Source organism: Aeromonas sp. s11, assembly GCF_040907945.1.
Classification (GTDB): domain Bacteria; phylum Pseudomonadota; class Gammaproteobacteria; order Enterobacterales; family Aeromonadaceae; genus Aeromonas; species Aeromonas veronii.
Window position 1 is genome coordinate 40,456 of the sequence record NZ_JBFOCU010000014.1, and the last position, 12,375, is coordinate 52,830.

10 protein-coding genes are annotated in these 12,375 nt (G+C 60.8%); 7 read left to right on the forward strand and 3 right to left on the reverse strand.

From position 1 onward, the window contains the following. Nucleotides 1-41: 41 nt before the first annotated feature. On the forward strand, nucleotides 42-494 hold the full coding sequence (locus AB5Y84_RS03040; protein WP_263717311.1) for an NUDIX pyrophosphatase: 453 nt from the start codon (nucleotides 42-44) through the stop codon (nucleotides 492-494). A gap of 98 nt (nucleotides 495-592) precedes the next feature. On the opposite strand, the gene phnX is transcribed toward AB5Y84_RS03040, so the two are convergent. From phnX to phnW, 3 genes are read right to left on the reverse strand one after another with little or no spacing between them, the layout of a single operon-like run. After that, nucleotides 593-1,432: a phosphonoacetaldehyde hydrolase gene (phnX, locus tag AB5Y84_RS03045; protein WP_257724976.1), complete on the reverse strand. Its 840-nt coding sequence runs from the start codon at nucleotides 1,430-1,432 to the stop codon at nucleotides 593-595. Beyond that, the gene (locus AB5Y84_RS03050; protein ID WP_368176336.1) at nucleotides 1,425-2,864 is read right to left on the reverse strand and encodes an aspartate aminotransferase family protein; all 1,440 of its coding nucleotides are present in this window, start codon (nucleotides 2,862-2,864) and stop codon (nucleotides 1,425-1,427) included. Before AB5Y84_RS03050 ends, phnX begins: the two co-directional genes overlap by 8 nt. Next, a complete protein-coding gene (gene phnW, locus AB5Y84_RS03055; RefSeq protein WP_368176337.1) occupies nucleotides 2,861-4,003 on the reverse strand; it encodes a 2-aminoethylphosphonate--pyruvate transaminase in 1,143 nt (380 codons plus the stop codon). Before phnW ends, AB5Y84_RS03050 begins: the two co-directional genes overlap by 4 nt. Nucleotides 4,004-4,269: 266 nt before the next feature. Between phnW and phnR the strand changes: the two genes are divergently transcribed. The 6 genes from phnR (at nucleotide 4,270) to AB5Y84_RS03085 (ending at nucleotide 12,353) form a co-directional block, all read left to right on the forward strand. Then, nucleotides 4,270-4,977 (forward strand): phosphonate utilization transcriptional regulator PhnR, encoded by a 708-nt coding sequence (phnR, locus tag AB5Y84_RS03060; protein WP_157160679.1) that lies wholly within the window; start codon nucleotides 4,270-4,272, stop codon nucleotides 4,975-4,977. Nucleotides 4,978-5,097: 120 nt separating this feature from the next. After that, nucleotides 5,098-6,117 (forward strand): putative 2-aminoethylphosphonate ABC transporter substrate-binding protein, encoded by a 1,020-nt coding sequence (locus AB5Y84_RS03065; protein ID WP_005352506.1) that lies wholly within the window; start codon nucleotides 5,098-5,100, stop codon nucleotides 6,115-6,117. 272 nt (nucleotides 6,118-6,389) lie between these two features. Further along, a complete protein-coding gene (locus AB5Y84_RS03070) occupies nucleotides 6,390-7,484 on the forward strand; it encodes a putative 2-aminoethylphosphonate ABC transporter ATP-binding protein (RefSeq protein WP_368176338.1) in 1,095 nt (364 codons plus the stop codon). Continuing rightward, nucleotides 7,481-9,217: a putative 2-aminoethylphosphonate ABC transporter permease subunit gene (locus tag AB5Y84_RS03075; protein WP_368176339.1), complete on the forward strand. Its 1,737-nt coding sequence runs from the start codon at nucleotides 7,481-7,483 to the stop codon at nucleotides 9,215-9,217. Before AB5Y84_RS03070 ends, AB5Y84_RS03075 begins: the two co-directional genes overlap by 4 nt. An 18-nt stretch (nucleotides 9,218-9,235) precedes the next feature. Next, nucleotides 9,236-10,642: an FAD-dependent oxidoreductase gene (locus AB5Y84_RS03080; RefSeq protein ID WP_368176340.1), complete on the forward strand. Its 1,407-nt coding sequence runs from the start codon at nucleotides 9,236-9,238 to the stop codon at nucleotides 10,640-10,642. Nucleotides 10,643-11,321: 679 nt separating this feature from the next. Further along, nucleotides 11,322-12,353, forward strand: coding sequence for an IS630-like element ISAhy2 family transposase (locus tag AB5Y84_RS03085; RefSeq protein ID WP_001809438.1), 1,032 nt, complete (start codon nucleotides 11,322-11,324; stop codon nucleotides 12,351-12,353). Nucleotides 12,354-12,375 lie beyond the last annotated feature (22 nt).

A 12,375-nucleotide genomic window follows, 5' to 3' on the forward strand; every position in this document is an offset into this window, starting at 1 on the left:
TGTTCATGGCTATCACAGAGCCCAAATCCGGAGAGAAGATCATGATCCCCATTCGCTGCAAGGCCGTCTCTGGCGTTGCCCTCACCACTGTCGATGGCGAAACAAAATTGCTGGTGATGAAACGGGTCAAGGGGGGCTTCTGGTGCCATGTGGCGGGCACGGTGGAGGCGGGTGAAACCGGCTGGCAGACCATTATTCGGGAGTTTGGCGAAGAGACGGGGATCAGGGTCACCGAGCTCTACAACGGCCAGTATCTGGAGCAGTTTTACGAGGCGATCCTGAATACGGTGGAGGTGGTGCCGGTCTTTGTGGTCTATTGCCCGCCCAATCAGGCGGTGATCCTCAACGACGAGCACATAGACTATCGCTGGTGTTCCCTGGCCGAGGCCAAGGCGCTGGTGAGTTTCCCCGGCCAGAAGGCGCTCTACGACCATATCTGGCACCACTTTGTCGACAACGCCCCCTCTCCCCTGATGCGGGTCGATATCCGCTGACCGCGCACGGCTTCCCCCTGTAAATACAACACGCCCCCGGATGGGGGCGTGTTGTATCTAAAGCCAGCCAAGCGCTTTTGTTAGACCCTACCGATGGCCTATGGCCGCTCGCCAGCCGCCAGACGGCGGTTGATATCGGCGATAACCGGGGCGATGTCGGCAAGGGTATCAATCACGTAGTGAGCTCCCGCCGCCCGCAGTTTGGCCTCGGCCGGTGCGCGCCGGGCGGCGATCTCCGCCTCGCTCATGGCGGCAAACTCTTCCCAGGTGGCACCAAATTCGTTGCCGGAAACCGACAGCCCCACGGTCCACATGCCGGCGTTCAACCCTTCGCTGATGCCGGGTACGGCGTCATCCACCTTGATGCAGCGATGCACCGCGCTCACTCCCAGCTCAATCACGTTGGCCAGCGCCATCCAGGGGCCGGGGCGACCACCTGCCTTGAGATCATCGGTGGCGACCCAATGATCCGGGCGATAGCCATGATCGGCCGCCGCTGGTACCAGCGCCTCCATCACCGGACGGGGATAACCGGAGCAGGAGCCGATGCGCAGCCTCTGCACCCGCAGAGCGTCCAGCACCGGCAACACGCCGGGGATCGGGTCGGCGAAGCGGGTCACGGCGGCAATCTGCAGCGGCATAAAGGTGTGATAGAGGTGGTCCACCTCGGCGTGGCTCATGGGGTGGCCGAAGCGATCCTGCCAACGCGCATCCACCGAGGGCAGACGGCCCAGCGCGGCGATATGATCCCACTTGCCAAGGCCCATGGGCTGGCGCGCCTCATCCAGGGTCACGGTGAAGTCATAGGCGCGGGCGAAGGCCTCGACGAAGATGGAGGTGGGGGCGAAGGAGCCGAAATCGACGACGGTACCGGCCCAGTCGAGGATCAGCGCCTCTACGTCGGTGATCGGGTCTACAGCAATCTGCAAGTCAGTCATGGTGGTGTTCCTGTTTCGGTGAAAGTGCGATCTCGCCAAGGGCGCGATCGAGAATGGTGATAGCGCGCACCAGATCGGCGCGGGCGATATTGAGCGGTGGCGAGAGCTGGATGACATTGCCCTGGGAGACCTTGAAGCTGAGCCCCAGCTCCAGACAGCGGTAGAGCAGCCGTTCGGCAGCCTGGCTGTTGCGGATGCGACTCTGGTGATCGACCACCAGATCGAGCGCCCAAAGCATACCGATACCGCGCACCTGCCCGATCAGCGGGTGACGCTTAGCCAACTTGCCGAGCTCGGCCGCCATAAAACGGCCATCCTCCTGCGCTTTTGCCAGCAATCCAGCTTCGCGGATTGTCTCTATAGTGGCGAGGGCCGCCGCGCAGCCGATAGGGCTCTTCTCGTGGGTGTAGTGACCGAGCGAAATAGCTGCGGCCTGATTGAAACGGTCGCGGGTGATAAGCGCTGCAAACGGCACCACCCCGCCCCCCAGCCCCTTGCCCAGACAGATGATGTCGGGCTCGATGCCGAACTCTTCGAAGCTGAACCAGTGGCCGGTGCGGCCCAGGGCATTGGGGATTTCGTCGACGATCAGCAACACCTTGTGGCGATCGCAGATCTCCCGCACCCGCTGCCAGTAGGCCTTCGAGGGCACCTGCACATCGGTGTTGCGGATAGGTTCGGCGATAAAGGCGCCGATCCCTCCCTCCTTCTCGATGACGTACTCCAGATAATCGGCGTAGTGCAGGTCATCCCCCTCCCCGCGGTACCAGACACCGCGATAACGGGTGGGCGGTGGAATGCGCTCCACGCCGGCCATCAGCGGGCCCATACCAGCGCGAAAACAGGCTTCACCGCCAACCGAGATGGCATCGAGAGAGGCGCCGTGAAAGGCATCCCAGAGGGATACCACCTTGCTGTTGCCGGTGATGAAACGGGCGAGCTTCAGGGCAATCCCCACCACCTCGCTGCCGCCGGGGGCGAACAGTACCCGGTTGAGATCGCCGGGAGCCAGTTCAGCCAGGGTGCGGGCACAGTCGATGGCAACCTGATGGGTGTAGCGGCGGGGTGCAAACGGCAGATCGGCGAGTTGCTGCTGCACCGCGGCCACCACCCTGGGGTGGCCGTGGCCCAGCTGATGGACGCTGTTGCCGTGAAAATCGAGGTAACGCTTGCCCGATACGCTGGTCAACCAGCTCCCCTGCGCCCCCTCGATCAAATCCAGACAGGGGGTGGAGAGTGCCTGATGGAGGAAGTAGCGGCTATCCTCCGCCAATCCCGCCTGCACCGCCTCGCTCTGGTCAGCCCACCAACGCGCCCGCCCCTCGCCAAGGTTGATATCCCCTTCGCTATCGGCGCGGCCGCTGCCGTGCAGCTTATGGTCATGCAAATCGCGGCCACGCAGATCACGACCCTGAGCCAGCATGCTGGTCATCGCGCGTCCCCTTGCCAGTAACAGGCGCTGGTCATGGCGGCGAGCAGATCCCGCACCCGCTCCGGGGTCACAACGCCGATATTGCCGATACGGAAGCAGTCGGCCTGCGAGACCTTGCCCGGGTAGATGACAAAGCTCTGCGCCTTGAGCCGCTGGTAGAAGTCGGCAAAGCGGTAATCAGGGTGGGTCGGAGAGTAGAAGGCGGTGATGATGGGAGACTGCCACTGTTCGGGCAGCAGCGGCGTAAAGCCGAGGGCAGCCATGCCATCCACCAGGATTCGCTGATTTTCACTGTAACGCTGATGGCGGGCGGCAATGCCCCCCTCTTCATCCAGCTCGCGCAGGGCCTGGGCAAAGGCGAGCACGGTATGGGTGGGCGAGGTAAAACGCCACTTGCCCCCCTGCTGCTCCATGGTCTGCCACTGGGCATGCAGGTCAAGGGAGACCGAGCGAGCACGACCGGCGCAGGCCGTAAGCGCCACGCGGCGAGCGATGACAAAGCCAAAGCCCGGCACCCCCTGAATGCACTTGTTGGCCGAGCTAATGAGAAACTCGATGCCAAGTCGCCCCATGTCGATGGGGATGCCGCCAAAGCTGCTCATGGCATCGACGATCAGGCGAATGCCGCGGCGCTGGCAGAGCGCAGCCACCTCATCAAGCGGATTGAGCATGCCAGTGGTGGTCTCGCAATGCACCATGGCCAGATGGGTGATCTCGGGGTGGCGCGCCAGCATCGCCTCGATGGCGGCGGGCTCCGGGCGGGTGGTCTCGCCGCAGTCCAGCTCATGGTGGCGCAGGCCAAGGCAGCGGGCCATCTCCCCCATGCGGGCACCGTAGGCGCCGTTGTTGATGATCAGCAGACACTCATCAACGCCGATCGCCGAGCCCAGCACACTCTCCACCACATAGCTGCCGCTCCCTTGCAGCAAGACGGCGCTGTAGTCACTTTCATATTCCGGACCGGTGGCGAGGCGCACCAGCTCGCGGCGGATGGGCTCCACCACGCCCAGGTTGTAGTCCGCATCCCAGGTGCAGCTGTCTTGCAGCATGGCGGCACGCACAGTCGCGGTGGTCGAGAGGGGGCCCGGGGTCAGCAGCAGGTAATCGACGGCGGCGGGGGCCGCAGGAATATGGGTCATGACTTCGCTCCTTTTTGGTATATACCAGAATGAGCGCATTGTGGGTAACTGCCCCGCCAAGGTCAAAGGGGTGGGGCTACGTGCAACAAAAAATTCATTTTCAGCGCCGGGATCGCGATAATCTAGGAAGCCTGAACAGCAGGGGCGCTGCTGGTATCTACCAACGCATGTTGATGTTGCCGTGTAACGACCGGGCAGATGACCTGCCCTGTGCCCAGCCCATTGCCCAACTCATTGCACAACTTATTGCAAAACCAGGGATTTTCATGAGCAAACCCCAATATCTGCAGATCAAGGATGCCCTCGCCAACCAGATCCTGGCGGGGGGTCTGGCCCCCAACGACAAGCTCCCCTCCGAGCGGCTGCTGGGGGAACTCTATGGCACCACCCGGGTTACCATCCGCGAGGCGCTGGTGCAGCTGGAAGCGAACGGCCTTATCTATCGGGAGGATCGCCGCGGCTGGTTCGTCACACCGCCGCGCTTTCGCTTGAACCCCCGACGCACCTCCAACTTTCACCAGATAGTGCGGGAGCAAGGGGGTGAGCCGCGCACCGAACTGCTGGAGAAAAGCCGCCAGGCGGTGCCGCCCGCGTTGATGGTGCAGCTGCAGCTCAAGCCGTTCGACAGCCTGTTTCTGCTCAAACGGCTGCGCTATGCCAACGGGCGCGCCATCTGCTACTGCGAGAACCACTGCCTGCCAGAGCGGGTGCCCGGCCTGCTGGCACTGGATCTCAACGGCAGCCTGACCGAGATCTACCAGGCCCATTACGATCTCCACTATGCCCGCATGCAGGTGCGCTTCTTCCCCACCGCCCTGCCGGACGAGGTGGCCAAGGCGCTGGGGGCCACCGCCGGTCTGCCCGCCCTGCGCCTCGAGCGGCTCAACTTCGATCAGCACGGCCGGGTGCTCGACTTCGATCTGGAGTACTGGCGTCACGACAGTCTGGAGATCGAGGTGGATACCCAGGATTAGTCACGGATAAATCAGGAACGGCAAAACGTCACGGGGCTGTCACGGTCACGTCATAAAGATCCCCTAGCCTCTCTCTCGACCAATCTGGTTTATACCAAACCAATTTAACTGGAGAAGAGGATGAAACAGGGAACCCATCTGCTGGCCGCCGCCGTGCTGGCTGCCATGACCGCCCCGGCACTGGCCGCGACCGATCTCACCGTCTACACCGCCTTCGAACCGGAGCAGCTCAACGAGCTGAAAACCGCGTTCGAACGCCAGCATCCGGACATCAACATCAAGTGGGTGCGTGACTCCACAGGCGTGGTCACCGCCCGCTTGCTGGCAGAAAAAGCGCAGCCCAAAGCGGATGTGGTATGGGGACTGGCCGCCACCAGCCTGATGCAGCTCGATCAGCAGCAGATGCTCAATGCCTATGCACCGAAAGGGCTGGATAAACTCGACAGCCGCTTTCGCGACAGCAAGGCCGAGCCGCACTGGATCGGTCTGGACGCCTTCTTCAGCGCCATCTGCTTCAACAAGGTAGAGGCGGAAAAACAGGGGATCCCGGCCCCCACCAGCTGGGCCGACCTCACCAAGCCCATCTACAAGGGCAAGGTGATCATGCCCAACCCCAGCTCCTCCGGCACCGGTTACCTGAGCGTTGCGGGCTGGCTGCAGACCATGGGTGAGCAGCAGGGCTGGCAATTCATGAACGGCCTGCACCAGAACATCGACCGTTACACCCACTCGGGCTCCGCCCCCTGCAAGCTGGCCGCCAGCGGCGAGACGGTGATCGGGATCTCCTTCGACTTCCCGGCCACCAGCCTCAAGGCCAAGGGTGCCCCCATCGAGGTGGTGTTCCCGAAAGAGGGGTCGGGCTGGGATATGGAAGCTGCCGCCATCATCAAGGGCACCCCCAAGCTGGAAGCCGCCAAACAGCTGCTCGACTTTGCCGCCACCGAACAGGCCAACGCCCTCTACAACAAGTCGTTCGCCGTGGTCGCCATCCCCGATGTAGCCCAACCTAGAGCGGGCTATCCGGCGGATATCAAAGGCCAGATGATCGACAACGACTTTAGCTGGGCTGCCCGCGAGCGTAACGCCATCTTGGCCCAGTGGAGTGCCAGCTTCGACGGCAAGACCGAAGCCAAACAGTAAGCGTAGAGGGCGGCGGTTTGTTCACGCCAGACACACCGCTGCCAATAAACTGCCAGTCGAAGGCCAACAGCTGTTGGCCTTCGCTTTTTGGTTTTAACTTCCCGAGTTTACATTGCCTTCAAGTAGCGATGCTTAGTCCATTCGCACAGTGCCCAGCCACTTGCTGGCGACCCGATCTCATTTGACTGTCATCAAGCTGTCATCCCCCGATCACCTGACCGTCACACTTCACCCGCAAACTGGTATATACCAAATCAGTAGCGAGTCGAACCATGACCCAGCCCTATCTGGACATTCAACATCTCAACAAGCAGTTCGGTGCTTTTCAGGCCCTCAAGGGGATCTCTCTGACCATTGAGCCGGGGGAGTTTATCTGCTTTCTCGGCCCCTCCGGCTGCGGCAAGACCACCCTGCTCAGAGCCATCGCCGGACTGGATCTGCCGGACAGCGGCGAGATCTGGCAAGGGGGGCGAAATATCTCCCGCCTGCCGCCCCAGGAGCGCGATTTTGGCATCGTGTTTCAGTCCTATGCTCTCTTCCCCAACCTGACGGTGACCCAGAACATCGCCTTCGGCCTTGAGAATCAGGGGCTGGCGCGGGATCTCATCAAGGAGCGGGTCGATCACTGGCTGGGGCTGGTGGATCTCACTGCCCAGTCCCACAAATACCCGAGCCAGATCTCTGGCGGACAGCAGCAGCGGGTGGCGCTGGCCCGGGCGCTCGCCCTCTCCCCCGGCCTGCTGCTGCTGGACGAACCGCTCAGCGCGCTGGATGCGCTGGTACGCACCCACCTTCGCAGCGAGATCCGCGCCCTGCAGCAGCGCCTTGGCATCACCACCATCATGGTGACCCACGATCAGGAAGAGGCGCTGACCATGGCCGACCGCATCGTGGTGATGGAGGGCGGCCGCATCGTACAGGTGGGCACCCCGCAGGAGATCTACCACCAGCCTGCCAGCCGTTTCGTGGCAAGCTTTGTCGGCACCATGAACTTCCTCGACACCCTGGTGCTGAGCCCCAATCAGGTGCGCCTCAACGAACAACCGCTGACACTTGCCAACCAGGCCGCTGCCGGCAGCAAATTGCAGGTGGCGATCCGCCCCGAGGCAATCACCCTGAGTGCGCCGAGCGAGCCGTATCTTGGCCAACATGGCGTTGAAGCAACCATCGATCAGGTGGAGTTTCTCGGCGCTGCCCAGCGTCTTATCTGCACCGCCGACACCTATCTGGGCCCGCAGCAGATCCTGGTGGAGCGCCCGACCCACGAGCTGCCCCGCCACGAACAGGGTGGCTGGCGCAGCGGCATGCGCTGCTCGCTGCACTGGCCCGCCGGGGCGATGCAGCTGTTTGAAGGAGATCGCCCATGACAGCCCCCTTCGCGACCTCCTCCCTGCTGCCATCAGTGACAGCCCGCCAAGACGGCCGCTGGCAGCGGTTCTGTCGCGGCTGGAGCCGGGATCAGCTGCTGCAACTGATCCTGCTTGTGCTCGGTATCACCCTGCTGGTGGGGGGCCTTTTGCTACCGTTGCTCACCATGCTGCAAAAGAGCCTGCAGGATGAAAATGGCCTCTGGATAGGCCTTGCCAACTTCAGCGCCTACTTCGACTCCCCTCATCTGGGGCGCACCATCGGCAACACCCTCTGGCTCGGGGTGCTGATCACCGCGCTGGTGGTGACCATCGCCTTTGGCTACGCCTACGCCCTCACCCGCACCTGTATGCCGGGCAAGCCCCTGTTTCGCCTCATCGGTTTGATCCCGCTGTTGATGCCCTCCCTGTTGCCCGCCATCAGTCTGGTCTACTGGTTTGGCAATCAGGGGATCGCCAAGGGGCTGCTCGGCGGCGAGAGCATCTACGGCCCCATCGGCATCGTCATCGGTCTTGGCTTCTGGTGCTTCCCCCACGCCCTGATGATCCTTATCACGGCGCTCGGCCAGAGCGACGCCCGCCTCTATGAAGCCTCCCGGGTGCTGGGCAGCAGCGGCTGGCGCACCTTTGTCACCGTCACCCTGCCTACCGCCCGTTATGGCCTGCTCAGCGCCGCCATCGCCGTCTTCACCCTCACCATCTGCGACTTCGGGGTAGCCAAGGTGATTGGCGGCCAGTACAGCGTGCTGGCCACCGATATCTACCGGCAGGTGATCGGGATGCAGAACTTCTCCCTCGGCGCCGTTGCCAGCGTCACTCTGCTGCTGCCGGCACTGTTGAGCTTTGCGCTGGAGCACAGAGTGCGCAGCAAGATGCAGGAGCAGAGCAGCACCAAGGCGGTGCCCTATCAACCCAAACCCCATCGGTTGCGGGATCTGCTGGCGCTCGGTTGGTGCACGCTCTGGGCCCTGCTGTTTCTGGCGCTGGTGGGGATGGCCGTTTACGGTTCGCTGGTGCAGTTCTGGCCCTACAACCTCGGGCTGACGCTGGATCACTACGCCTTTGACAGCAACAGCGTCTACGGCTGGCAGCCCTTTACCAACACCTTGCAGCTGGGCCTCTATACCGCGCTTATCGGTACCGTGCTGGTGATGGTGCTGGCCTGGGCGCAGGAGAAGGGGCGCCACTTCCCACGGCTTCGCCAATTGCTGCATCTGCTCGCCATGCTGTCGCTGGCGGTGCCCGGCATAGTGCTGGGACTGGGCTACATCTTCTTTTTCAACGGCAATCCGCTCTTTGGCAGCCTCTATGGCACTCTGCCACTGATGGTGCTCTCCTGCGTCATCCACTACTACACCGTGGGTCATATGACGGCGCTGACCAGCCTCAAGCAATTGCCCAAGGAGTTGGAGCTGGTGGCCATCTCATTGCGCATTCCGCTCTGGAAGGCGTTTTGGCGAGTCACCCTGCCCGCCTCCCTGCCCGCACTGCTGGAGATCTTTATCTATCTGTTCGTCAACGCCATGACCACCACCTCGGCGGTGATCTTCCTCTATTCGAGCGACAGCGTGCTCGCCTCCATCGCCGTGCTCAATATGGAGGATTCCGGCGATACCGCCGCGGCCGCCGCCATGGCTACCCTGATCCTGCTGGCCGCCGCCACCGTCAAGCTGCTCCAGCTCTTTTTGAGCCGCGCCCTGTTGGATCGCACCCAGCGCTGGCGCCACCAATAACCTTATCGAGGAGTCATCATGTCCACTCTCCCCTTCTGGCTGGCCGAAGCGCTCGCCGCCGAACAACCCGCACCGCCCACGCCCCTAGTCGGCCACCACGAGGCCGATGTCTGCATCGTCGGCGGCGGCTTTACCGGGCTGTGGAGCGCCATCGCCTTTAAACAGGCCGAGCCCCACCTGCACGTCATAGTGCTGGAGAAAGATCGCTGCGGCAGCGGCGCCTCCGGGCGCAACGGCGGCTGCCTGCTTACCTGGTCGGCCAAATACCTGACCTTAAAGCGTCTCTTTGGGGAAGAGCAGGCCGCCTGGCTGGTACAAAGATCCGAGCAGGCGGTGCACGAGATCGCCCGCTTCTGCGAAACGCACAACATAGAAGCGGAGCTGAGGGTCGAGGGCACCTGCTACACAGCCACCAGCGAGGCCCAGCGCGGCCTGATGGAGCCGGTATTGCAGGAACTCAAACGCGCAGACCTTAACCAGTGGCAAGTGATTGAAGAGGATAAACTGGCGAGCCAGAGCGGCTCCCACGTTCATCTGGAGGGGCTCTACAGCCCCCACGCGGGTTCGGTGCAACCGGCACTGCTGGTGCGCGGCCTGCTGCGGGTGGCGCGGGAACTGGGGGTCGAGGTTTATGAGCACTCCCCCATGCAGCGCCTTGAGGCGGGCCAGCCTGCACGGGTGCAAACGCCGCAAGGTGAGGTACGTGCCCGCAAGGTGGTGCTGGCCCTCAACAGCGCCATGGTGCAGCACTTTCGCGAGTTTCGCCGCAGCATAGTGCTGGTCTCCTCCGATATGGTGATAACCGACCCCGCGCCGGATGCACTGGCTGCCCAGCAGCTTGAGCACGGCCGCTCCGTGGTGGATGGCCGCACCTTTGTGCATTACTACCGCTCCACCTCGCAAGGGCGGCTGATGCTGGGCAAGGGGGGCAACACCTTCGCCTTTGCCAACCGCCATCTGGCCGAGTTTGATGCACCGAGCCGTTATCTTGCCCCCCTTACCCGCACCCTTCGCCGCTTCTTTCCGGCGCTCAAAGAGGTGCCCATCGCCGCCAGCTGGTGCGGCGCCTCCGACCGCTCGGTAGATGGCCTCCCCTTCTTCGGCCACTGGCGAGGGCAGCCCAATATTGTCTATGGCCTCGGTTACTCCGGCAACGGGGTGGCGCAGAGCTGGATGGGCGGTCAAGTACTGGCGGCTTTGGTGAGAGATGAAGTGCGGGAGGAGGATAAACCCTGGCGTGACTGCGCCCTGGTAAGCGGCCCGCGCGGCTACTTCCCGCCAGAGCCATTCCGCTGGCTGGGTGCCATGGCGGTGCGCAACGCCATCCGGCGCAAGGAGCGTGCGGAAGATGAAAACCGCCCGGTGGCCTGGTATGACAAACAGCTGGCCAAACTTGCCGATGCGGCGGGCAAGGCGGATAAATAGCCCGGTCATAGAGGGCAACCATTTCTCATACTGTTTCGCCCCACACCCTATTTCTTGAAACTGCCGACCCGAGGGTCGGCATTTTTACAGGTGAAATCTGAGGGGGCATGATCGCCAAACGTGATCAGCTGATTGACCCCAGCGGCGGCAGGATTGATTTATGTATTGATCCATCTGTAAGGCAACATTAGCCAACTCAGGTATAGCCGCGTAATAAACCTGACCTGTTCGATTCAGGCTATTGGCTATAGTTTCGGCACACTAACACCCTCGATTGTCCGAACACGCTGCATTATTCGAACTTCTATACTATTTTTTCTTCATCCCAGTTTTCCATACCCACGCCATCGGTTAATATGTACCAATTGAAAACCTAAGTATTCAGGAGCGCTGCCATTCTCAGTAAATTCTCTTCACATAAAGCATGAAAAAAAATATAACCTAAGTGGCAACTTACTTCTTATAACGCCACATCCAAAACAGAAATTGTGAACCAGTCTGGTAAATAGAAAATGACAGAAAGAAATGAAGATGTAGTAAGCAAAAGTACATTCCGGACAAGCATCATTGCTAAATAGCTGTTCCGAATAGTAGATCACCGGAGGAAGGGAACTCAGTCCAGTTTGTGCGATCTGATTAGTCGCTAAACAAAACAAGCCACACCCAAAGGACTGAGTTGATGCCTATCCTACCACCTCTGCCACGACCACAACGGCGCCGCATTCACAAAATCATCCATGCCACCCGTGATAAAGGACATGCTCGTCGCTTGATGGCCATCTTGCTGTTACATGAAGGACGCACGATCACCGATGTTCATCACCTTACCGGCGCTGCGCGCTCGACCATCGGTCGTTGGCTTCGGTGGTATCGAGATGAAGGCATAGATGCGCTAGAAGCCTTACCGGCTGGCCGTGCCCCAGTCTTACCTATCGCCAAGATTGTCACCTTACTGGTGCTGCTCATGCAGTTTTCTCCGCAAGATTTTGGTTATCAGCGCAGCCGTTGGTGTACTGAACTATTGGCTATAAAAATCAATCGGTTAACAGGGCTCAATGTGGCAGCCTCCACGCTCCGCCGATGGTTACCTCGTATGGGCATTGTCTGGCGCAGGCCCGTGCCGACCTTGCGGATAAAAGACCCAGCCTATCAGGAAAAAATGGCGAATATCGACGCCGCGCTGGCCCGCTGTGATGCCGATAATCCGGTGTTTTATGAGGATGAAGTCGATATAGACCTCAATCCCAAATTAGGAGCCGACTGGATGTTCAGAGCGCAGCAAAAGCGGGTTGTCACACCGGGGCAGAATGCCAAGCATTATCTGGCAGGCGTTCTCCACGCAGGCAACGGAAGGGTACTTTACGTCAGCGGGATCAAGAAAAACTCATCGCTGTTTATTGCCATGCTGGAAAAGCTGCGCCACCACTACCGACGAGCCAAAACCATCACGTTGATCCTCGATAACTACATCATTCACAAAAGCAAACAGACCGAGCGATGGTTGAAGAAGAATCCCAAGTTCTGCCTGGTGTTCCAGCCAGTTTACAGCCCTTGGGTTAATCACATAGAACGGCTATGGCACAAGTTACATGAAACCATCACGCGCAATCATCAATGCAGAGGGATGGCAAACCTGCTGGCCCGAGTGAAACACTTCATGGATACCGTGTCTCCTTTCCCGGGGAATGGCTATGGCACAGCGAAGGTGTAGCACTATTGGGATCAGTTATTTA